The sequence below is a fragment of the Neisseria sp. P0014.S002 genome (genome assembly GCF_051958295.1).
GTDB lineage: Bacteria > Pseudomonadota > Gammaproteobacteria > Burkholderiales > Neisseriaceae > Neisseria > Neisseria flavescens_B.
This window is the reverse complement of record NZ_JBQCVO010000006.1, coordinates 99394-121316: the sequence shown is the minus strand read 5'-3', so window position 1 is coordinate 121316 and position 21923 is coordinate 99394. Positions and strand designations below refer to the sequence as shown.

25 protein-coding genes are annotated in these 21923 nt (G+C 50.8%); 6 read left to right on the top strand and 19 right to left on the bottom strand.

Features of this window, described 5'->3' with window-relative positions; translation table 11 throughout:
• Positions 1-46 precede the first annotated feature (46 nt).
• Positions 47-1906, bottom strand: coding sequence for a dihydroxy-acid dehydratase (ilvD, locus tag ACTHSX_RS07610; protein WP_003746398.1), 1860 nt, complete (start codon positions 1904-1906; stop codon positions 47-49).
• Between the two features lie 278 nt (positions 1907-2184).
• Between ilvD and ACTHSX_RS07605 the strand changes: the two genes are divergently transcribed.
• On the top strand, positions 2185-2748 hold the full coding sequence (locus ACTHSX_RS07605; protein ID WP_440377286.1) for a YceI family protein: 564 nt from the start codon (positions 2185-2187) through the stop codon (positions 2746-2748).
• Between the two features lie 69 nt (positions 2749-2817).
• Here ACTHSX_RS07605 and ACTHSX_RS07600 read toward each other — a convergent pair whose 3' ends face one another.
• Together ACTHSX_RS07600 and ACTHSX_RS07595 are read right to left on the bottom strand one after the other, a co-directional pair.
• Positions 2818-3765 (bottom strand): bile acid:sodium symporter family protein, encoded by a 948-nt coding sequence (locus ACTHSX_RS07600; protein WP_440377285.1) that lies wholly within the window; start codon positions 3763-3765, stop codon positions 2818-2820.
• Positions 3766-3914: 149 nt separating this feature from the next.
• Entirely contained in the window at positions 3915-4796 is an 882-nt protein-coding gene (locus ACTHSX_RS07595; protein ID WP_440377284.1) for an NAD(P)H-hydrate dehydratase, read from the bottom strand.
• Between the two features lie 53 nt (positions 4797-4849).
• Between ACTHSX_RS07595 and ACTHSX_RS07590 the strand changes: the two genes are divergently transcribed.
• The gene (locus ACTHSX_RS07590) at positions 4850-5506 is read left to right on the top strand and encodes a cytochrome b/b6 domain-containing protein (protein WP_440377283.1); all 657 of its coding nucleotides are present in this window, start codon (positions 4850-4852) and stop codon (positions 5504-5506) included.
• A gap of 91 nt (positions 5507-5597) precedes the next feature.
• On the opposite strand, the gene ACTHSX_RS07585 is transcribed toward ACTHSX_RS07590, so the two are convergent.
• The 10 genes from ACTHSX_RS07585 to ACTHSX_RS07540 all read right to left on the bottom strand — a co-directional run bounded on the left by ACTHSX_RS07585 (position 5598) and on the right by ACTHSX_RS07540 (position 13499).
• Complete coding sequence (locus ACTHSX_RS07585) at positions 5598-6686, bottom strand: class I SAM-dependent methyltransferase (protein ID WP_440377282.1); 1089 nt, start codon at positions 6684-6686, stop codon at positions 5598-5600.
• Between the two features lie 36 nt (positions 6687-6722).
• Positions 6723-8426 (bottom strand): AMP-binding protein, encoded by a 1704-nt coding sequence (locus ACTHSX_RS07580; protein WP_440377281.1) that lies wholly within the window; start codon positions 8424-8426, stop codon positions 6723-6725.
• Between the two features lie 15 nt (positions 8427-8441).
• Positions 8442-9197, bottom strand: a complete 756-nt coding sequence (locus ACTHSX_RS07575) for a hypothetical protein (protein ID WP_440377280.1) — start codon at positions 9195-9197, stop codon at positions 8442-8444.
• Positions 9198-9236: 39 nt separating this feature from the next.
• Positions 9237-9776 (bottom strand): hypothetical protein, encoded by a 540-nt coding sequence (locus ACTHSX_RS07570; protein WP_440377279.1) that lies wholly within the window; start codon positions 9774-9776, stop codon positions 9237-9239.
• A gap of 80 nt (positions 9777-9856) precedes the next feature.
• Entirely contained in the window at positions 9857-10750 is an 894-nt protein-coding gene (locus ACTHSX_RS07565) for a lysine exporter LysO family protein (protein WP_440377278.1), read from the bottom strand.
• 161 nt (positions 10751-10911) lie between these two features.
• The gene (locus ACTHSX_RS07560) at positions 10912-11352 is read right to left on the bottom strand and encodes a hypothetical protein (RefSeq protein ID WP_070585687.1); all 441 of its coding nucleotides are present in this window, start codon (positions 11350-11352) and stop codon (positions 10912-10914) included.
• Positions 11353-11464: 112 nt separating this feature from the next.
• The gene (locus tag ACTHSX_RS07555) at positions 11465-11713 is read right to left on the bottom strand and encodes an acyl carrier protein (RefSeq protein WP_070585688.1); all 249 of its coding nucleotides are present in this window, start codon (positions 11711-11713) and stop codon (positions 11465-11467) included.
• A gap of 12 nt (positions 11714-11725) precedes the next feature.
• Entirely contained in the window at positions 11726-11986 is a 261-nt protein-coding gene (locus ACTHSX_RS07550; protein WP_003680822.1) for a phosphopantetheine-binding protein, read from the bottom strand.
• On the bottom strand, positions 11983-12741 hold the full coding sequence (locus ACTHSX_RS07545) for a lysophospholipid acyltransferase family protein (protein ID WP_049322183.1): 759 nt from the start codon (positions 12739-12741) through the stop codon (positions 11983-11985). The genes ACTHSX_RS07550 and ACTHSX_RS07545 overlap by 4 nt, the downstream gene beginning before the upstream one ends.
• A complete protein-coding gene (locus ACTHSX_RS07540) occupies positions 12738-13499 on the bottom strand; it encodes a beta-ketoacyl synthase chain length factor (RefSeq protein WP_440377277.1) in 762 nt (253 codons plus the stop codon). Before ACTHSX_RS07540 ends, ACTHSX_RS07545 begins: the two co-directional genes overlap by 4 nt.
• Positions 13500-13609: 110 nt before the next feature.
• Between ACTHSX_RS07540 and ACTHSX_RS07535 the strand changes: the two genes are divergently transcribed.
• The 3 genes from ACTHSX_RS07535 (at position 13610) to ACTHSX_RS07525 (ending at position 16121) form a co-directional block, all read left to right on the top strand.
• The gene (locus ACTHSX_RS07535; protein WP_440377276.1) at positions 13610-14098 is read left to right on the top strand and encodes an ApeP family dehydratase; all 489 of its coding nucleotides are present in this window, start codon (positions 13610-13612) and stop codon (positions 14096-14098) included.
• Positions 14099-14163: 65 nt separating this feature from the next.
• Complete coding sequence (gene fabG / locus ACTHSX_RS07530) at positions 14164-14892, top strand: 3-oxoacyl-ACP reductase FabG (protein WP_440377275.1); 729 nt, start codon at positions 14164-14166, stop codon at positions 14890-14892.
• Entirely contained in the window at positions 14886-16121 is a 1236-nt protein-coding gene (locus ACTHSX_RS07525; RefSeq protein WP_440377274.1) for a beta-ketoacyl-ACP synthase, read from the top strand. Before fabG ends, ACTHSX_RS07525 begins: the two co-directional genes overlap by 7 nt.
• A 94-nt stretch (positions 16122-16215) precedes the next feature.
• On the opposite strand, the gene ACTHSX_RS07520 is transcribed toward ACTHSX_RS07525, so the two are convergent.
• The 6 genes from ACTHSX_RS07520 to rluD form a co-directional block, all read right to left on the bottom strand.
• Positions 16216-16740, bottom strand: coding sequence for an RDD family protein (locus tag ACTHSX_RS07520; RefSeq protein WP_440377273.1), 525 nt, complete (start codon positions 16738-16740; stop codon positions 16216-16218).
• Positions 16741-16831: 91 nt separating this feature from the next.
• Positions 16832-17251, bottom strand: a complete 420-nt coding sequence (locus ACTHSX_RS07515) for a hypothetical protein (protein ID WP_003746427.1) — start codon at positions 17249-17251, stop codon at positions 16832-16834.
• A gap of 146 nt (positions 17252-17397) precedes the next feature.
• Positions 17398-18399, bottom strand: a complete 1002-nt coding sequence (holA, locus tag ACTHSX_RS07510; protein ID WP_440377272.1) for a DNA polymerase III subunit delta — start codon at positions 18397-18399, stop codon at positions 17398-17400.
• Positions 18399-18878, bottom strand: coding sequence for an LPS-assembly lipoprotein LptE (locus tag ACTHSX_RS07505; RefSeq protein WP_070747970.1), 480 nt, complete (start codon positions 18876-18878; stop codon positions 18399-18401). The genes holA and ACTHSX_RS07505 overlap by 1 nt, the downstream gene beginning before the upstream one ends.
• A gap of 120 nt (positions 18879-18998) precedes the next feature.
• Positions 18999-19769, bottom strand: a complete 771-nt coding sequence (gene pgeF, locus ACTHSX_RS07500) for a peptidoglycan editing factor PgeF (protein WP_440377271.1) — start codon at positions 19767-19769, stop codon at positions 18999-19001.
• Between the two features lie 81 nt (positions 19770-19850).
• Entirely contained in the window at positions 19851-20975 is a 1125-nt protein-coding gene (gene rluD, locus ACTHSX_RS07495) for a 23S rRNA pseudouridine(1911/1915/1917) synthase RluD (protein WP_440377270.1), read from the bottom strand.
• Here rluD and ACTHSX_RS07490 point away from each other — a divergent pair.
• The gene (locus ACTHSX_RS07490) at positions 20974-21777 is read left to right on the top strand and encodes an outer membrane protein assembly factor BamD (RefSeq protein WP_049328486.1); all 804 of its coding nucleotides are present in this window, start codon (positions 20974-20976) and stop codon (positions 21775-21777) included. The two genes, rluD and ACTHSX_RS07490, sit on opposite strands and share 2 nt — an antisense overlap.
• Positions 21778-21923: the final 146 nt, after the last annotated feature.

Below are 21923 nucleotides of genomic sequence, written 5' to 3'. Positions count from 1 at the left end.
GTCTGAAACACTTGAAAGCGTTCAGACGGCCTTAATGTCAGGTTAATTAACGTTCGATTTGCGATACGTCGCGTACTGCGCCTTTGTCGGCGGAAGTCGCCATCGCGCCGTAGGCACGCAGGGCCGCGGAGACGTAGCGGTCGCGGTTTTCCGGTTTCCACGCTTTGCTGCCGCGCGCTTCCATTTCGGCACGGCGTGCGGCAAGCTCTTCATCGGAAATGACAAGGTGGATGCTGCGGTTTGGAATGTCGATTTCGATGGTGTCGCCTTCGTGTACCAAACCGATGGCGCCGCCTTCTGCCGCTTCAGGTGAAGCGTGGCCGATGGACAGGCCGGAAGTACCGCCGGAGAAGCGGCCGTCGGTCAGCAGGGCGCAGGCTTTGCCCAAACCTTTGGATTTCAGGTAAGAAGTCGGGTACAGCATTTCTTGCATGCCCGGGCCGCCTTTAGGGCCTTCGTAGCGGATGATGACGATATCGCCTGCCACAATTTGGTTGCCCAAAATGCCTTCTACTGCATCTTCTTGGCTTTCAAACACGCGGGCGCGGCCGGTAAATTTGAGGATGCTCTCGTCCACGCCTGCGGTTTTTACCACGCAACCGCGCTCGGCGATGTTGCCGAACAATACTGCCAAGCCGCCGTCTTGCGAGTAGGCATGTTCAACATCGCGGATACAGCCTTTTTCGCGGTCGAGGTCGAGGGTTTTCCACATACGGTTTTGCGAGAACGCCTGAGTAGTGCGTACGCCACCTGGAGCCGCTTTGAAACGCTCGATGGCATGAGTGTTTTCAGGGTTGGTCACGTCCCATTTTTCAATCGCGTCTTTCAGTGTCGGCGCGTGGATGGTGTACACGTCGGTGTGCAGTTTGCCTGCTTTGTCCAATTCTTTCAGGATGGCGAAGATGCCACCGGCACGGTGCACGTCTTCCATGTAGTAGTCGTGGTTGTTTGGCGCGGTTTTGCAGATGCAAGGCACAACGCGGCTCAGGCGGTCGATGTCTGCCATTTTGAAATCGACACCGGCTTCGTTAGCAACGGCGAGCAAGTGCAAAATGGTATTGGTAGAACCGCCCATAGCGATGTCCATGGTCATGGCGTTTTCAAACGCTTTTTTGGTGGCGATGCTGCGCGGTAATACGGTTTCGTCGTCTTGCTCGTAATAGCGTTTGGTGATTTCGACAATCATGCGGCCGGCTTCGAGGAACAATTCTTTGCGGCCTGCGTGGGTCGCCAAGTATGAACCGTTGCCGGGCAGGGACAGGCCGAGTGCTTCGGTCAGGCAGTTCATGGAGTTGGCGGTAAACATGCCGGAGCAGGAGCCGCAAGTCGGACAGGCGTTTTGTTCGACTTCTTCGACTTGTTTATCGCTGATATTGTCGTCTGCTGATTCGATCATGGCATCAATCAAGTCCAGACGGCGTTCGGGCTGAATATTGGCCACGCCGATAACTTTACCGGCTTCCATCGGGCCGCCGGAAACAAAGATGGTCGGAATGTTCAGGCGCATGGCGGCAATCAGCATGCCCGGGGTGATTTTGTCGCAGTTGGAAATGCACACCAGCGCGTCGGCGCAGTGGGCGTTGACCATGTATTCGATGGAGTCGGCAATCAGGTCGCGGCTGGGCAGGGAGTAGAGCATGCCGCTGTGGCCCATGGCGATACCGTCGTCAATGGCGATGGTGTTGAATTCTTTGGCAATGCCGCCGGCTTTTTCGATTTCACGGGCAACCAGTTGACCCATATTGTGCAGGTGTACGTGGCCTGGGACGAATTGGGTGAAGGAGTTGGCAATGGCGATAATCGGTTTGCCGAAGTCGGTTTCCATTACGCCGGTCGCACGCCACAATGCGCGCGCGCCTGCCATATTGCGGCCGTGGGTAGAGGTTTTGGAGCGGTATTCAGGCATTTTTGTTCCTTTGTTTTATGCTGAGGCCGTCTGAAATAGGCTGGTTGGTTGGCGGCCCGTTGTAGAAATAACTCGGTATTTTATACCAATTACGAGCGATGAAGCACGCTATTTTGTAATAAAACTAAACTGTATTTGCTTCACCTGAATTTGCTGCTCAATCCTTCAGACGGCCTGAAGTTTTCTTAAAATGAAACGCTGTCTTTCTCAGTTGCAAAAGATGTTGGCATCAAAAAGTGATATGATAGGGAACTTCTCACATTTTTAAGGATAAGACGATGAAAAAAATCATGTTTGCATTGTGTTCGGCCATGTTGGCTTCTGCTGCGTCTGCCGCTGTTTATAAAGTGGACGAATTCCACACCAATGCCCGCTTTGCCATCGACCATTTCAACACCAGCACCAACGTCGGTGGTATTTATGGTTTGATCGGCAATTTGGAATTTGACCGTGCCAAACGCCAAGGCTCCATCGATATCGTATTGCCTTTGTCCAAACTGCAAACCGGTTCTGACCACTTTACCCAACACTTGAAATCTGCCGATATTTTCAATGCAGACAAATACCCTGAAATCCGTTTTGTATCCACCAAATTCAATTTCAACGGCAAAAAACTGCTGTCTGTTGACGGCAATCTGACCATGAACGGCAAAACTGCGCCGGTAAAACTCAAAGCCGATAAATTCAACTGCTACCAAAGCCCGATGGCAAAAGCAGAAGTGTGTGGCGGCGACTTCAGTACCACCATCGACCGCACCAAATGGGGCTTGGATTATTTGGTAGGTGCCGGTATGAGCAAAAAAGTAAACATCAATATTCAAATCGAAGCCGTGAAACAATAATTCTGCTTGATTTCAAAATAAAGGCCGTCTGAACGGAATCTGTTCAGACGGCCTTATGATTAAAGACGTTTAGGATTCTTTATTTTTATCGGCTTTGGCTGCCCAATAAGTTGCCAAAAGCGAGCCGGAGATATTGTGCCACACGCTGAACAATGCACTGGGAACGGCAACAACCGGCGCGGCAGCAAAGTGTGCGGCAGCAAGGGCGGCGCCTAAGCCTGAGTTTTGCATACCGACCTCAATGGCCAGCGTTTTTTGTGCATCATAAGGCAGGCCGGTCCATTTGGCGGCAAAGAAGCCGAGCAGATAGCCGATGCCGTTGTGGAGTACGACAACTGAAAAAATCAGCAGGCCGCTTTCAATAATCTTGCCTTTGCTGGCGCCGACAACCGCGCCGATAATCAGCACGATGGCGGCAACGGAAACCAGCGGCAGCGCATCGGTCAGTTTTTCAGTTTTGTTGCCCAAGACTTTATGGACAATCAAGCCCAAAACGATGGGGAGCAAAACCATTTTGACGATGGACATCAACATACCGCCTGCTTGGATTTCCAGCATTTCACCGGCAAGCATCAGGAAGATGGCAGGAGTCAGCAATGGGGAAATCAGGGTGGAAACCGATGTAACGGCAACCGACAAAGCCACATTGCCGCGCGCCAAATAGGTTATCACATTGGAAGCCGTACCGCCCGGGCAGCAGCCAACCAAAATCACACCGACCGCGATTTCGGCAGGCAGGTTCAACAGTTTCGCCAGCAGATAGGCAGTCGCAGGCATGATGGTGAATTGGGCAATCACGCCGATAATGACGGCTTTGGGGTGTTTGAACAAAATGTCAAAGTCGGAGGGTTTGAGGGTCAAGCCCATGCCGAACATGATGATGCCCAGTAGCCAAGGAATGTAAGGGCCGACCCATTTGAAGGTGTCGGGTGCGAAAAAAGCGATGCCGGCAAAGAGTGCGGCCCAGAGGGAAAAGGTCTTTCCGATAAAATTACTGATTTTGTTGAGGGTGTTCATGATGATATGTTGTGAAGTTGTTTTTAAAGGAAACCAAGGATACACGCCTTAACCTTAATTTGCAAAATGGATTAGAATAAATAAGGCCGTCTGAAGATAAGAATTGATTTTCAGACGGCCTGTGATTTGTATTTGCTATATAGACGGCATTATTCTTTTGATAAAATATTGCGCAGCCATCGGGCGGCAGGTGCGATTTCTCCGGCGAGCATACCGGTTTCGATTTGGCTGCTGTGTTTGATGACATCGGCCGCCGCACCATGCAGCCATACGCCGGCGCAGGCGGCTTGGAATATTGGAATGCCTTGAGCCAGCAGGCTGCCGATAATGCCGCTCAAGACATCGCCGCTGCCTGCGGTGGCCAAACCGGCATTGCCGCTGGTGTTGGTATAGACTATGCCGTCTGCAGTGGCCACTAATGTATGATGGCCTTTCAATACAACGGTCGCGCCATATTTACGGCTGATTTCGGTTACGGCTTTTTGCCTGTCAGCTTGAACTGATTGGGTATTGGTGCCGAGTAAGCGGGTGGCTTCGGCCGGATGAGGTGTCAAGATGATATGTTTGTACAATTTGAGGCGTTCGGCCAATTCAGAAGAACGGGCAAGCAGTGTCAAAGCATCGGCATCGAGCAATAAAGGCTGGTCGTGGTGTGTAGACAGGATTTGGGGCAGCAGCTGCTCTGATAATCCGTCCAAACCAAAGCCGCAGCCGATTACGCGTGCGCTGACATCGTTGTGCTCCATTAGTTGGGCCGTAGTGGCGAGCATAATTTCAGGGCGTTCGGGAATAATGGCAAAAGGCAGCGTGGCTTGGTTGAAGCCCGCCCAAACCTTGCCGCACCCTTGATACATGGCGGCTGTGGCTGCCAAAACCACTGCGCCGCTCATTCCCGTTGCGCCGCCGATAATGGCAAGTGTGCCGTATGTGCCTTTGTGTGATTCTTGGGCGCGGGGGCGGAATACGTCGGGAAATGCTAAGGCCGTCTGAAAAGCCTGAAGCGATTCGGGAAGCGTGTAGATGGGCTGCATGGCGTAACCTTCCAAGATAAGAAATTTAATTTTAAATCAGAAAGTAAAAGGTAATGAAGCAAAAAATAAAAGTTTGGGACGCACCTACGCGCCTGTTCCATTGGCTTTTGGTGTTATTGATGGGTTTTATGTGGTACAGCGCCACCCAAGGCGGCGATATGCTGGTATGGCACTTGCGCGGCGGCTTGTTGATGCTGGCGTTGGTGGTTTTCCGCTTGTGCTGGGGGATATGGGGCAGCGATACGGCAAAATTCAGCCGATTTGTGCGTCCGTTTTCCGAAATCCGCCGCTATACGCAAGGCCGAATGGCTGAAGACGAATTGGTCGGCCACAATCCTTTGGGCGCGCTGATGGTCATCGCTTTATTGGCTGCCTTGGTTTTCCAGACGGCCACAGGCTTATTTGCCGCCGATGAAAATACGTTTACCAATTCCGGCTTTTTGAATCATTTGGTCAGCGAACACGCTGGTACGCTGGCGCGAAAAATCCATGTCAATTTCTTTAATGTCTTAGCTGTTTTGGCGGGCGTACATATCGCGGCTGTTTTGCTGTATCGCTTTGTGAAAAAACAGGATTTGCTTACGCCGATGATTAACGGCTTTAAAACCATCGATGCCAAGCAGCCTAAATTGGCCGGAATGGGACAACTGTTTGTCGCTTTGTTGGTGGCGATTGCGGTGGTGTGCGCAGTATGGATGTTGCGCGGTTGATGTTTTAAGGCTGATACCTAAAAACAAACCGACCCCGATAGCTGAAATGGCTGTTGGGGTCGGTTTCTTTTTAGGGTTTAAAAGATGATGTTCAGACGGCCTTAACGCAGCGCAGGATGCTGTGGCCGCGGCCGATGCCGTCTGAAATTTCCGCGACTTTCAATCCGGCTTTTTCAACGCAACGAATCAGGTCTTCGGAGTGGAAGATTTTGCTGTTGCCGTTGGCCATGGCAGTGAAATACAGGCTGGTCATGGTCAGGCAGTAGGCGGCGGTTTCGTAGCGTTGTCTGTCCCAGAAAGGCTCCATGATGTAGAGGCTGGTGTTTTCACTCATGGATGCAGCGGCGCGTTGAAGAATGCTGGTGGCTTGTTCTTCGGTAAAACAGTCTAGGAATTGGCTCATCCAGATTGCGTCAAAACCGGTTGGGAACGGAATTTCAGGATCAAGCAGGTTGGCCGGATGGGCGTGGATACGGTCCGTGCCGTTTTTGCCTTTGGTCGCTTCGCGCATCAAACCGATTTGTTGCGGCAGATCCATGATGGTTACTTCGACCTCGGCATTGTGGTTGACGCATTGCTCCGCCCAGCGGCCGGTATTGCCGCCGACATCGAGCAGTTTTTTAACCGGTTTGGCGAACACGGTATTCAGTGCTTCGGCGAAGGAATTGTCGGAATAATAATGGTCAAATGCAAACCATTTTTCCTGCGCGATGCTTGGCAATGAAGACAAGCCTTCGTAAATGGTCGGCCAATCGCCGAATACTTTCAGGCCTTCGGGCTTGCCGGTTTGCAGGGTTTTCTCTAAATCAAACATGCCTTGGTAGCAGATTTCCTGCGTGAAATCCATATTGACGCGGGCCATTTTGTCTTTGAGGACAAACCAACCGGCCTTGCTGATGAAATAGCGGTTGTCGCGAGTCAAGACAGTGCCGATAGACAGCGAAGCTTCTAGCAGGACTTGTGCCGCGTAGCTGCTGATTTTCGCTTTTTCAGCAATTTCGGCTTGAGTGAGGCCGTCTGGATGGTCGTTCAGCAAGTCCAGAATGCCAAATTTCACCATCAGGCGGGAAACTTGGAACACAATCGGTGCAAAAGCGATTTCTTGAGCCAGACGTTGAGCCTCGCCTGCGGACTGGTGTTCGTGGGAATAGCGTTGTTCTAGGGCAGGGAAGAGTTGCATATTGTTGGTTTTCCACTAAAAAGTTAATAAGTATATTCAGACGGCCTCAAACACAATCCGTCCTGATGCACACGGATGCTCTCCGTTGTTGATTTTAAAGCTCAGTTTATTTTTACCTTCATCGTATTTCAGCTCTACCGACACTTCATCGTGAGGACGGATAAACTGCTGATATTTCAGATTTTCGATGCGGATGACGCGCTGTTTACTCCATGGCTTGGGCGCGATCAGGTTGCGCACCCATTGCAGCTCGACCACGCCGGGAACCAGCGGGAAGGTGGCAAAATGGCCGCCGAAATAAACCAAATCTAAAGGCACGCGCCCGATAAAAGTTTCGGTATTGGTTTCATCGTCAGATGATGTTTTCGACCAAACGGGCGAAGTTTGGGCAACGGTAAAGGCCGTCTGAAAATCTGCCGCTGCAATTTTGGCTTGGGCATTGCGCGGCAGGCTGTCGGTAAAACGCCAGTAACGCGGCAGGGCAATAGTGTCCTGCGTGGCGGCCAGATGGCGTTTGAGTGTATCGGCAACCGCAGCACGGCCTTTCTCACGCAAGGCGGCGATACCGTCTGCATTCAATGCCGCCCATATGGCAATGCGTTGGTGTTGCGGATGGCGGCCGCAATGGGCATCGGCAATCCAAGGATGTTGTAAAAGTTCGTGTTCGATTTGGGTCAGCGACACGCGTTTGTCCTCAAATTTAATAATGCGGTCTTGGCGACCGAGTAACAGAAAACCGTCATCTTGCGGCTCAATCAAATCGGCTGTTTGACGGCGTTCGGGCGACCAAGGCGAAGAAGCCCAGAGTGCGCCTTCTTCGTTTTGCCCGATTTCCACGCCTTTGAAAGGCTGCCATTCTTGGCGTTCGCAACGTGAGGCAATCACGCCGGTTTCGGTACTGCCATAGACTTCAAACGGGCGGACGGCAGCCTGTTGCAGCAAATCTGCTGTGGCTGCGGGCAATGCGCCACCGGCCGAGACAATGCCTGCAATTTTATGGCCGATACTTTGCCAGTTGCGGTTTTCGCCCAAGCGGTTGAGTACGGCCGGACTGGCAATCCAAACCACTTTATCATATGCAGCCGTGCTGGAAAGCAGGTTTTCCGGATAAACCGCCTGCTGTCGTTCCATAGTCCAACCCATTGTCAGCGCGAGTGCGAAGCGGAACGTGAAGCCGTAAAGGTGTTGCGGAATCACGCTGCCGACCACGGTTTCACCATGTTGTCCAAATGGTAGCGTATTTGCCAAAGTCAGGGCTTCCGCCTGCATTTGCGCGGTGGTTTTCACAATAATCTGCGCTTCGCCGCTGGAGCCTGATGTTTTTAACCATGCTTCGGCATGATCGGGAATCAGATGGTTTTCAGGATAGGTGTGTAGCCCTTCCGATTCTGTTTGAGTCAATACATCAGGCAAGTGCCAGATATTCAGGCCGTCTGAAGACAGCTTTTTATCTGTTGAATCCGTTAAAAACGCTTCTGCCGTTTTGCCCCACTCCAAATTGTCTTGCGCCAAATTGGGCAACAATAACACCTTTCCGCCAGAATGCCATACCGCCAACACGGCGCAGGTAAACAGCGCGGCATCGTCAAACCACAACGCGGCAGTTTGCACGCCTGCCTGTTTCAGACGGCCTGACAGATGGAAAACCGCGCGGTTGAAATCAGCACGCGTCCAATTCGGATGCGTGGCGATAAGGTCGTGTTGGGGTAGGTCGGGGGATAGGATTAGGGTTAGGTGCATGATGGTTCTAAGGTTTTATAATTTTGATGTATTTGCCTTGGTATCTTCTTTGAATTGGGCCAAGCATTCATCGTATTGTTTGTTTGTCGTTTGGCGTACCAATTCGTAATCATTTGCCTGCCACTCTTCCAATGAATGGCTTTCACTTCTTTTGAAGCAATGGAGTAACCGATCGGTTTTGCCGTTTTGTCCGTCTAAAAACAGGCTGACTTCATTGTTCAGAAAGAATCGGTCTCGTTTATTAAATTTTTCATAAACCAAATAGAAACGGCCCGGTTGGACAAATAGTTTTTTATTGGCACTATTGCCTTTAAATGACTGTTTTGCCGCCCAATCGCGAACTTTTGGGGAGAATTGTTCAAAAGCAGGATTCGCAAAATTCGGTTTAATGGGCTTCCCGCTTAAACTGTGTTTGTCCAGCAGGTCAGGGCCTTCATATCCAATATGATTGCTGTTGCGTGCAAGAATCAGTAATGCAAAAGTTGCTGTAAATACGGCTGTTTGTGCAGCCCTTGCTTTTACCGTATTGGATTTACGGATAATCATCAAATTCATGCTGCTGGCTGTAGTATCGTCAGAATAACTATTGTGTATTCGGTCAATGACGGTCAGGTTTCCCGAGCGCGTTTTGATGGTGTGGCTGGCAACTTCCGTATAATTTTTCTTGTATTCGGCTTCTGCCTTTTCTTCAGGGGATAAAGGCGTTTTAGACGTTGAAGAACATGCGGTAAATGTGAAGGAAATCAGGGTAAGTAGGATGATTTTTTTCATTATGGTTATTCGTCTAATTGGTGAAATATTTTTAATGGTTTAAACCTTCAAAACCAATTTCCGATAAATCCACTCTCCGGCAAATAAGATTCCCATTAACACATACGACACAATGCCTGTATAAGCCGCCCACCAATCGTAATATTGCAAGCCTGCCAAAATGGCGGCGGTTGCGCCGTTGAAGATAAAGAACGCGCACCAGATTTGCGTAACCCGACGGGTATGCAGCACACCTTCGGGCGGCAGGTCGGGGTGTTGCAGTCGAGCGAGGCGTTCGATAACCGTTTGTTTGGCAAACAGGCTGCCGCCGAAAACGGCAAGCATCAGCGCATTGACGGCAACGGGATACCAATACATCGAGTCGGGCCATCTGAAAACAAGTACCGCCGCAAAAAAGGCTGCAAGGATAATCGCCGTAATGCGTTGGGCTGTGGTTTGCGGCATGGCGGCGCGTATCAGCCATAACACACACATGGCCACTGCAAGCCAGAAAAATGCGCCGTTTTCCCTTCCGTAATACCATAGAAGCGGATAGGCGAGGCTGGCGAGGGTCAGTAGGAGTTTTCCCAGTGTTTTCATAATGGTGTTCGGTTTCAGACGACTTTTGGGGTTTTTTGAGGGGGAAAGGTCGTCTGAAAGTTGTTTGTAAAATAGCAGGGTCAGTTCAACATGGCAATGGCGGCGGACAGAAAAAACGGTGCGACAAGGGTCAGGATAAAGCCGCTGACGATGGCGTATTTGATGTATTCGACACGGCAGTTTTCTTTGACAAAGGGTAGGGCGGAGTCCATTGCCGCTGCGCCAGAAATGCCGATTGCCGCCATAGGCTGCTTTCGTCCGTAGAAATACAGGAAGACGATGCTGATCATTTCGCGGAAAAAATCGGTCATAAACGCTGCCGCACCCATTTCGGGCGATACAGCTTTTCCAACCATAGGACCCGAAAGGGAGAACCAGCCGAAACCGCCAGACAATACCAGGCTTTGGGCAAACGAATAGGGCGAACATAGCGAAAAAACGAAACACGCGGCGGCGGTTGCAGCAACGGTCAGAAGCGGCAGCAGGAAAATCCTACGTCCGAATCCGCCAAGCTGGAAATGAACCAAGTCTATGCCAACCATGAAAATCAGCAGATAGAGGATATGGGTGCTGTCGATGGGCAGATTGCCGACCTGTCGCCCGAAAAAGGCAAATGTCGCGACACCCAAACCGAAAAAAGCAAAGGCTTTGAAACAGCCGTAAAAGGGTTTGATAAAGCTGCCCGATGGAGTGGGAGCAGTCGAGGCTTCGGGTTTGCGATAAAGCGCAATCAAGGTAAACGCGCTGATAATCAGTGCGAGCAGCAGGGCATATTTGACGATGTCCGCGCCCAGATTCGGGTCGGTAAAGACGCCGCCGAACTCATAGCCCATGAAAAAGAGCAGCAGCAGGACAATAAAGGACAGGGGTTTGAGTAGGACTTGTCGAAGGGGTGGTGCAAGAAATTTACCAGATAGGAAACCGGTAGATAACAATGCAAGAACAATAAAGATCGATGATAAAGATGATTCCATATTTATAACTCTCCAGTTGAAAATTATTGATTTGATATTAAATATTTTGTTTCGTAAGAGAGAAGTCAATTAATATCATTGTTCTTTGAGCAGGTTTGCCGGTTGCAGTTTGCGGTCGCTTTCGCGTTTGATGTGGTCAATAAGGTCGATGGCGTCTTGGGTTATTCGTTTTCTTCCTTATTTTTATTTTTTTCAAAGGCTTCATATTCTACGAGCAGCTTATAGTATTTTGGATAGAGCTTGGCAATGTGTTTGCGGTTTTTCGGGGTACAGAATTTTGCCACCTCTTTGGGTTCATGAGATTGTGGATAGCGGGAATAAAATTGAGTTTGCTCTTGTTTGGTCATTTTTTTGACTGTTGGGCAGATGGGCGACATTGCTGATTTACTGTTGATAAATCCAGCCATAGTCGATGCCAGCGAACCGTTGTCTTCAGCCTCATCGTTTGCCTCTTTTTCACAAAAAACTATATCGTTATACATATCCAATGAATCACGGATGACTTGCATACACTCGGTATGTGTCATTTTTTTGATGAGAGAAATTTCAGCGTGCGCAGACAAGGCGGGGAGTAAGAGCAGTAGGGAAATGAATTTTTTCATGGTGTCAGTTGTATATTATGGATAAGTGAGAAAGGTTGATGTTGTTTATTGATGTTCAGACGACCTTGCGGATTGACAAGGCCGTCTGAAAATATGCTGATTCAAAGCGGAATCAGGAATCTTGTTGTACTTTAAAAACCGCTTGAACCACGTCTTCTACGGTGCGCACATTACGGAAGTCTTCGGCTTGCAGTTTACGGCCGGTTTCGCGTTTGATGTGGTCGATAAGGTCGATGGCGTCGATGCTGTCGATTTCCAAATCTTCGTAGAGGTTGGTTTCGGGTTTGATGCGTTCTGGTTCGATTTCAAACAGGTTAACCAGTGCATCGGTCAGCAGGGTGCGTACTTCTTGTTCGGTCATCTTGTCTCTCCCTTATGCTTGGCGGCTCTTGACGAACTCGGCCAGAGTTTTGACGTTGGCAAAGTTTTCGCGCAGGTTGTCGTTTTCACCGTCGAGCTGGAAGCCGAAGGTTTTTTGTACGGCCAAACCAAGTTCCAATGCGTCAACCGAATCCAGACCCAGGCCGTCGTCGCCGAAAAGCGGATCTTCGCTGCCGATGTCGGCAACGGTAATGTCTTCCAGACCTAAGCTGTCGATGATTAATTGTTTGATTTGGTTTTCTAAATTGCTCATGTGGTTTTCCTTGTAAAATAGTCTTGCAGGTATTCGTTTAAACGGCGTGCGGCGATGGGCAGGGGTTTTTCTGCCAGCCATTCTTCTGGCAGGATGTCGTCGCCGACGGTAATTTCATAATGAATTTTTTGTGGCGGGATTTTGTACCACGGTTGCCCCTTTTTAAAATTGGGCGGCGTCATCTTGATGCACACGGGCGTGATGACTGATGCGCTGCGCAAACCGAGCGATACCGCGCCACGGTGCATTTTAACCTGTCCGTCCCAGCCTGTGCGCGTGCCTTCGGGGAAAATCAGCAAACTTTGTCCGCTTTTGAACACGGCGTCGATTTCTTCCAGCATTTCCATGCTTTCATCGTTAGGGATGTAGCCGGAAGCGATAATCTGGCTTTTCATGCTGGGGTTGTGCAACAGGTCTTTTTTAACCAGTACGTTCGGCTCGGAATAGTGGCTGATCAGCAAGACGACATCCAAAAGCGAGGGATGGTTGGCAAGAATGAGCTGGCCGGGCCTGCCGAGTTTTTCCAAGCCGTTGAAGCGGACGCTCAATACGCCCGACCATTGCAGATAGCCGACAAAGAAACGCCAAACTCTGCCTATCATGCGTCTTGCTTCAAGTTGGCGTTTGATGTCGCCTTTGGTCGATTTTAGCGTATAGGGCAAGAGTGCGATTTTGAACAATACGCCTGCAACGCCGAAGAGGATGAAGCCGAAGAGTGTGGCAAAAAAGCGACGGAAATAGTCTAAAGTCTTCATACGTTTTTCTGCCAGTGCCAGTTTCTACCGGCATAGTGTTGCGTGTGTTGTCGGTCGTCTAAAAGCAGGAAGCGTACCCACTCCAAGCTGCTCCAATAGGGCTCGACTGTTGTATCGTTAGGGTTTTCAGACGGCCTTTCGGATGTGGTTTCCAAGCTTAAGGTATAGTCTTCGCCCTTTGTGATGACCAGTGCCAATGCATAGGCAAACGGCGCACGTGTAGCCAAGACGGGATAGTCTTCAGACAACGGATCATCGGCAACAATCACTAAAACGGATAGTGCGCCGTCTTGCAAAAGCGCGAATGCCTCGGTCAGCGCGGTTTCAAAGGAATCGGCGGCAACGGCCAACGCGGTATGCTCGCTCATGTCTTTACGCAACATCGACCATTGCCCAATTGTTGCGTTGTGGACGGACAGGCCGAATGAGGTCGGCGATACGGTATGCGTGTTCAAAAGCTCTTGCCACAATTCAAAGCTGCGGTTGCTTTCGCCGTCGTGAGAAACGTACACCGGTACGCTTTCAGGATATTGGTCGGCCAGATTCCATGCGGCATCACAAACCAAGCGCGCCGTTTTTCCCAAGCGGCGGCGTTGCATAGGCGGCAAAAAGGAGAGCGCGGGTTTGCACTCCGGTAGTGAGGCGGTATCGAGTTTTCCCTGCGCCCAGTCCTGCCATTGCTCCGGCGTACTGATTTTGCTGGAGGAGGCCTGCCATGCGGCGATATTGAAGCTGAAACGGCAAACGTTTTGAGGCATGATATCTTTCAATGTTTTACATTTTCATACATTGTAATGAAATGGGTTAGTAAAAGCTAGGCTCTGTTATAATGCATATTGTAACGTAATTTATTCCCGGATGACATTTTATGCCTTCAATACCGAGTGCCCCGATTTATGATGTGGCTTCGCTGCTTCCGCACAGCGGACATATGGTGCTAATCGATTGTGTGAAAGAATTTGGCGATGACTATACGGTTTGCCGTGCGCCGGTTGGCGACAAGCATATTTTGCTGCAGGATGGTGTGTTGCCGTCTATGGCTTATATGGAATTGATGGCGCAGGGCATAGGCGCGTTCGCAGGCATTGAGGCTTTAAAGGCCGGAGAGCCTGTCCGCTTGGGTTTTTTATTGGGAACGCGCAAGCTGGATTTGTTTGCCGATTCCGTGCCTGTCGGTACTGAGCTGGAAGTTAGGGCGCATGTGTCCATTCAGGATTTGGTCGGTATGGGCGTATTTGATTGCGAGTTGCGTTGGACGGATGCGCCGGAAGATGTGAAGCATCTGTTGCCGCCGGACGGTTTGCTGGCAAAAGCTTCTTTAAATGTGTACAGTCCGAAAGACGGTCAAATCATTTAAACCGTTTACAAGGCCGTCTGAAAAGACAAAGATTCAGACGGCCCGTCGATATAGTGAGAAAATGTATGAGTGAAACTATTTTAATTACAGGGTCTAATCGCGGTATTGGCAAAGCCATCGCGCTTGGTTTGGCGCAGGACGGCTTTGATATTGTCGTCCACTGCCGCAGCCGCCGCGATGAAGCAGAAGCCGTCGCGGAAGAAATCCGTACATTGGGTAGAAATGCGCGCGTGTTGCAGTTTGACGTGTCCAACCGCGAAGCCTGCCGAGAAATTTTGACTGCCGACATTGAGGCAAACGGCACATATTACGGCGTAGTACTGAATGCCGGTCTGACGCGAGACAATGCGTTTCCTGCTTTTACAGATGATGATTGGGACTTGGTACTGCGTACCAATTTGGACGGTTTTTATAATGTGTTGCACCCTTTGACCATGCCGATGATCCGCCGCCGCAAAGCCGGACGGATTGTGTGCATGGCATCGGTGTCCGGTTTGACGGGCAACCGTGGTCAGGTCAATTACAGCGCGTCCAAAGCGGGCCTAATCGGCGCGGCAAAAGCCCTGGCGGTTGAGTTGGCTAAACGCAAAATTACCGTCAACTGCGTGGCGCCGGGCCTTATCGATACCGATATTATCGATGAGAACGTGCCTGTCGAAGAAATCTTAAAGGCCGTCCCTGTCGCGCGTATGGGATTGCCCGAGGAAGTGGCGCATGCGGTGCGCTTTTTGATGGATGAAAAAGCGGCGTACATTACGCGCCAAGTGATTGCTGTGAACGGAGGTTTGTGTTGAATACCAGAAGAGTCGTAGTAACAGGTATCGGCGGTATTACCGCTTTCGGCCGTGATTGGCAAAGTATTCAGACGGCCTTTAAAGCCGAAAAAAATGCCGTCAAATACATGGACTGGAGAGAACGTTTTCCTGAATTGGAAGCGCAACTGGGGGCGCCGATTGAAGGCTATTCTCCTCCCGAACACTGGACGCGCAAGCAGCTCAGAAGCATGGGACGCGTGTCGCATTTGTGTGTCGATGCGGCGGAACAAGCTTTGACGGATGCAGGCTTGCTGGGCGATGAAAGCATTACCGACGGCCGTATGGGCGTGGCGTGCGGTTCGTCTGTCGGCAGTACCAAAGACATTGGCGATATGGGTGAGCTTTTGCTCACCGGCACATCGCGCAATTTCAACACCAATACTTATGTGCGCATGATGCCGCATACGACTGCCGCCAATATCGGTATTTTCTTCGGCTTGAAAGGCCGCATTATCCCGACTTCGAGCGCGTGTTCTTCGGGTAGCCAAGGCATTGGTTATGCTTATGAAGCGATTAAATACGGCCTGATTGATATGATGTTGGCCGGCGGAGGCGAAGAGTTTTGTCCGTCTGAAGTTTATGTTTTCGACTCGCTTTATGCAGCCAGCCGCCGCAACGGCGAACCTGAGCTGACGCCACGCCCTTACGACAACGCTCGAGACGGATTGGTCATCGGCGAAGGAGCAGGCATTTTTGTATTGGAAGAATTGGAACACGCCCGTGTGCGCGGTGCGAAAATCTATGCCGAGCTTGTCGGCTATGGTGCCAACAGCGACGGCAGCCACGTTACTCAACCGCAAAAAGAGACCATGCAAAAATGTATGGAGCTTGCGCTGAAAGACGCCGGTATTACGCCTGATAAAGTCGGCTATGTCAGTGGCCACGGTACGGCGACCGAAAAAGGCGATATTGCCGAAACATTGGCGACTGAGGCAGTATTTGGTTTTGTGCCGATGAGTTCGCAAAAAAGCTATCTCGGCCATACACTCGGCGCGTGCGGGGCATTGGAAGCCTGGTTTACCATCGAAATGATGAACAACGGCTGGTTTGCGCCGACCGTTAATTTGGAAAACATCGATCCGCGTTGCGGTAAGGTGGATTACATTCAAACAGGCGGACGCGAGATTCAAACCGATTATGTGGTCAGCAATAACTTTGCTTTTGGCGGTGTCAATACATCACTGGTGTTCAAACGTTGGCAAGAATAATTATTGCTTGATGTTATGATTAAAGGCCGTCTGAAACTTATCTTGAGTTTCAGACGGCCTTTATTTTATTAAGAATTAGAGATGCTTGCGGATTTTATTCGTTTGTTTTCTTCTGATTCAAATCCACCAGCCTTGTTCCGGCCAAAAAGTCATAGAGGAACTGGTGGTCGGGCTGGAACAGGGCGAAGCCCCATGGCAGGATGAGCCAAATGAGCGCGGCGCCGAATGCGCCTTTAGGAGGGATATTGAGCAGATGGCGCAATCCGGCGTAGGCAAACAGGGGAATGAAAACAATAAAAATGCTTGCCCAAATAAAGCGCAGGCGCAGCTGCGGCAGGGGCGGCTGGGTATCGTTTTTATCGGCTAAACCGATTTTCCATGTCTGCATGGCGAGGGTTTGGCCTTTTTTGTGCCAGTTGGCGCGGAAGTAGAGCCACCATGCGTAGAACAGAATCAGACAGGTTGCCAGCATGGACAGGCGCGTGGAAACGGGATTGAGAAAGATGGCGACAATACCGGCTGCAAGGGCGGCAATGCTGGTCACGGCGCCGGTCAGCAGAAGTTCGTAAACCAGTGCGGCGAGGCGGCGTTTGAGTGGGGCGGTAGGAAGACGGGTCATAATGCGATGGAAACGGAAATGGGTTTGATGGAAATAAAAACAGGCCGTCTGAAACGGGATAGGATGTTCAGACGGCCTGTTACTGTCGGGATTAGCGATGTGGACGTTTTTGACCGCGTGCCTGTTGGGCAGCCATTTGGTTCATTTCCTGACGGGTCGGACGTTTTTTGAAGATGGCGTGCGCTTCGTCAACGGAACATTTTTGTGACAGGCAAACCAAGGTAATCGCGTCTTTTTGATGTTGGCCGCCGCTGTGGTACATACGGCGCAGGTTGGCTTCGTTGATACGGCCTTTTTCCGGATCGATGTCGAATTTTTTCAGGCGTTCGAGGAATTGGCGTTGCTGACGGCGTGAAGTCCAAACGAAACCGCCTGCGGCAGCGGCCACGATGATGACGGCCAACAGGATGGCCAGCGGCCATGAATCGACGATCAGAACGATGATGAGGCTTAATACGGCAGTGGTCAGCAGGGCCAGACCGCCGATGCGAAGTTTGGTTTTATTATCCATATGGTTGGTGTTTCCTTGTTTTTTGCTGGAAGAGGCCGTCTGAAATGCGAGGTTCAGACGGCCTGAATTTAAGTTTACGCTATTTTACAGTATTTTCTGTTTTTGGGGCGTATTGCGTGCAAGTTTCTTGACACGTGGCAACGGTTTCAAGCGGCCAGCGAGGTAATGAGTTGTTTGAACTCAGTCCATGCATCGCCTTCTTCCGCGCCTTTGATGATGCGGTCGATTTTGGCGCAGGTTTTGAGTGCGTCGAGCAGGCGGTTGATGGAAATGCGTTTGGCCGCCATCGGTGCAAGGGTCTGCTTGTCGCCCCATAAGCGCAGGCTGTTGCGCAGGCTTTGGATGTTTTGTCCCTGCTTGAGTGCGGCAGTCAGGCGGATTAGGGTGCGGATGTCTTCGGCAACCGCCCACAACAGCAAAACCGGCTCTTCGCCTTCTTCTTCCAAGCCGTCCAGTAAACGGGAAACGCGCAGGGCATCGCCTTTCATCCATGCGCCTGCCAGTTGGAATACGTCGAAGCGGGCGACGGTGGCAACCGCGGCCTCTGCATCGGCAATATTGATTAAATGGCCTTGGGGGTGGAGCAGGGCGAGTTTTTCGATTTCCTGACGGGCGGCCAAAAGATTGCCTTCGACGCGCTCGGCAAAAAGGGCGAGTGCTTCAGGTTCAATATCTAAACCCTGCTGTTTCAGACGGCCCTGTATCCATTGCGGCAAAGCATGTGGCGCAACGGCTTTGGCTTCTAAGATGATGCCTTTGCCTGCCAATGCGGAAAACCATTTGGACTGGATTTGCGCTTTTTCAAGCTTGGGCAGGAGGATGAGCGTAACCGTATCTTCGGGCAGGCGTTCGGCGAAGGCTTGCAGGGCATCGCCTCCGTTTTTGCCGGGTTTGCCGTTGGGAATGTGGATTTCCAGTAGTTTCAAATCGGCAAACAAACCTGCGCTGCCGGCACTTTGCAACAGCTCGTTCCAGTCAAAATTGTTTTCGGCGGTATAGACTTCGCGGTTGAGATAGCCTTGTTTTTTTGCGGCCGCGCGCAGGGTATCCAAAGCCTCGATGCGCAACAAATCCTCTTCGCCGTGAATAATGTACAACGGTTGGAGCGGCGTATCGGGGCGCAGGCTCTCAATGGACGCGGCAGCCATTATTGTGCTTTCAGGAAAGTCAGGCGGCGGACGATTTGATCTGCGGCGTCGATGCGCATTTCAGACCAAATGGTTTCTTCCTCTTCCTGTTTGCCCAAAACTTCGCTGTCGGCGTAGTCCATGGTGCGGTGAACCTTAACTTCCATCGGTTCGCCAACCGGCTCGCCGTTACGGAAGGCTTGGGCTTTGATGGTCATGGCCAGCAGGTATTCGTTGATTGCGGCGGCGCGGGTGATGGTGTAGATATCGCGGCGTTTTTGGAAGTCGACAACGCGCAGGGTGATTTGTGATTCGGCTTCGCTAACCGGATGACCGTCGGCACGGCGTAAGGCATTTTCCAGCGCTTTTTGCATGACAGCTCCGCCTTCTACATGCCAATTTTGATAAGGCAGCGGCTGCGAAGTCACGCCTGTGCCTTTCAGGTGGAAACCGCAAGAGGCAAGCAATAGGGCGAGTGCAGGCAATAGGATTTTTTTCATTGGATATTCCTTCGTTGAAACCGGTTACGGTATCGTCGGATTATAACGAATAATGTTTAGGCCGTCTGAAACCGCAAACGGAAAATATTTCAGACGACCTTGTCTTTGATGGTGCAAATCTTATTTTTCCAACCAAATCAGGCTGACCATGCGGCCGGTTTGTCCGTCGCGGCGGTAGGAGAAGAAAGTATCGCGTTCCAAGACGGTGCAATGAGTGCCGCCATAAATCATGTTCACGCCTTCGCGGTGCAGAACCATGCGCGCCAAAGCATAAATGTTGGCAAGGTATTTGCCGCCGCCGATGTCTTCAAACGCATCGGCAGCTTCCGGCATAGGTGTGCAAAACGCATCAAATACATCTTGCCCCACCTCAAACGCATCAGGGCCGATGGCAGGCGCGAGATAGGCCATGATTTCCAACGGCTCGACATTCATTGCTGCAATGGTATTTTGCAAAACGCCGCCGGCCAAACCGCGCCAACCTGCATGAGCCGCCGCAACGACTGTACCTGCTTTGTCACAAAACAAGACAGGCAGGCAATCGGCAGTCATTGAAGCGCAGGCAACCGTACCCGTCGTATCAACCGAAGCATCGGCATCGGGCGTATTGCCTAACGCTTCTGCGGCATTTACAACAATGGTGCTGTGGATTTGATTAAGGTAGGCAACGGGCAGGCCGACTTGTTCCTGTACGATTTCGCGGTTGCGGAGCACGGCTTCCAGATTGTCACCGACGTGCGAACCGACATTCAGGCTGCGGTACACGCCTTCGCTGACACCGCCGTTGCGTGTGGTAATAAGCGTTTTAATATTGGTAGGGGCAGGCCAGTCGGCAGTCAAAAAATTCTTACCTTGCGGGGCGAGGTTTAGGGTATCTGTGATGGTTTTCATAATTTTAGAATCGCTGAAATATTGGAACGGATTGATTTCAGACGGCCTCAAATAATATTTTAGGCCGTCTGAAAAATGGGTTTAATCCCTTACATAAACGACTTCGACATCGTAGTCGTCTTCATTCCAATCGTCGTCATCGTCCATGCCGAATTTCTCTTGCCATTCTTCCTCGTTACTCAAAGACGAATCCAAACCGGCTTCCAGACGCAGGACGGAAAGCAGGTGGTACATATCGTCAGGCATAGGCGCTTCAAAGGAAACGGTTTCGCCGGTTTTCGGGTGCACAAAGCTCAAGCGGTAGGCATGCAGGGCTTGGCGCGCGCCGAGGGCTTTGATGGCTTCTTTAACCGCGTCGCTGCATGGATGGCGCAGGTTGCCGTAAACAGGGTCGGCGGCCAGCGGATGGTTGGCTTCGCGCATATGAACGCGGATTTGGTGCGTGCGGCCGGTTTCGAGCGAGCATTCGATGTAACTGTGCGCCAGATAACGTTCCAACACTTTGACGTGGGTAATGGCAGGTTTGCCGCCGAATTTGACGACTGCCATTTTCAGGCGGTTGTGCGGATCGCGGCCGATTTGGGTTTCGATTTTGCCGTCAAAAGGGACGATGCCGTTGGCGACTGCACGGTAAATGCGTTTGACTGTACGCTCTTGAAGCTGTTGAACCAGTGAGTTTTGTGCCGGCAGGGTCTTGGCGATCACCATCAGGCCGCTGGTTTCTTTGTCCAAACGGTGTACGATGCCCGCACGCGGCACTTGGCTTAATTCGGGACAGTGCGCCAACAGGCCGTTGAGCAGGGTGCCGCTCCAGTTGCCTGCGGCAGGATGAACGACCAATCCGGCCGGTTTGTTGATGACGATGACGGTATCGTCTTCATAAATAATGTCCAAATCCATAGGCTCGGGCATGAACGCGAGGTTTTCTTCGCTCGGACGTACCGTAACGGCAATCAATTCGCCGCCTATCATTTTATCTTTGGGTTGCGCGGGCTTATCGTTTACAATGACAGCACCCTCTTTAATCCACGAACTCAGGCGGCTGCGCGAGTAGTCGGGCATGAGTTTGGCCAATACGGCATCCAGCCTTCCGCCCGCCATTTCGAGCGGAACGGTCAAATTAACACAACTTTCTGTTTCAGGGGATGACGGAAAGTCTAAATCATCGCTATAATCGGCTTCGTTATCAAAGGAAGTATTCTGCATGAAAAAAATTCTTTTAGTAGTTTCTTTAGGTTTGGCACTGAGTGCCTGCGCAAATAAAGGCACAATCGATAAAGACGCCCAAATTACTCAAGATTGGAGTGTGGAAAAGCTTTATGCCGAAGCGCAAGACGAATTGAACAGCAACAATTATACGCGAGCTGTCAAGTTATACGAAATTTTAGAATCCCGTTTTCCAAACGGCCGCTATGCACAGCAGTCCCAGTTGGATACGGCGTATGCCTATTATAAAGACGATGAGCCGGAAAAAGCCTTGGCTGCCATTGCGCGCTTCCAACGCCATCATCCGCAACATCCGAATATGGACTACGCGCTGTACTTGAAAGGTTTGGTGCTGTTTAACGAAGACCAGTCTTTCTTGAACAAGCTGGCTTCCCAAGACTGGTCCGACCGCGACCCGAAAGCCAACCGTGATGCTTATCAGGCGTTTGCCGAGTTGGTTCAACGTTATCCAAACAGCAAATACGCTGCTGATGCAACCGAGCGTATGGCCAAGCTGGTGGACGCTTTGGGCGGTAACGAGATGTCTGTGGCGCGTTATTACATGAAACGCGGTGCTTATGTCGCAGCGGTCAACCGTGCGCAAAAAATCGTCAGTCGTTACCAAAATACCCGTTACGTCGAAGAAGCTTTGGCGATGATGGAATTGGCGTACAAAAAACTGGACAAGCCGCAACTGGCTGCCGATACACGCCGTGTTTTGGAAACCAACTTCCCGCAAAGCCCGTTCTTGCAACACGAATGGCGATCTGACGATATGCCTTGGTGGCGTTACTGGCGTTAAGCGTCGGGTTGTTCAGGCATGAATAAGGCCGTCTGAAAACGATGCAGCTATGCATTTGGTTTTCAGACGGCCTTTGTTTTTAATGTTTTTTTACGTTCTCTGTAAACAGGGTGCAAAATTCGTTTTAATATGGTAAAGTCTGATTT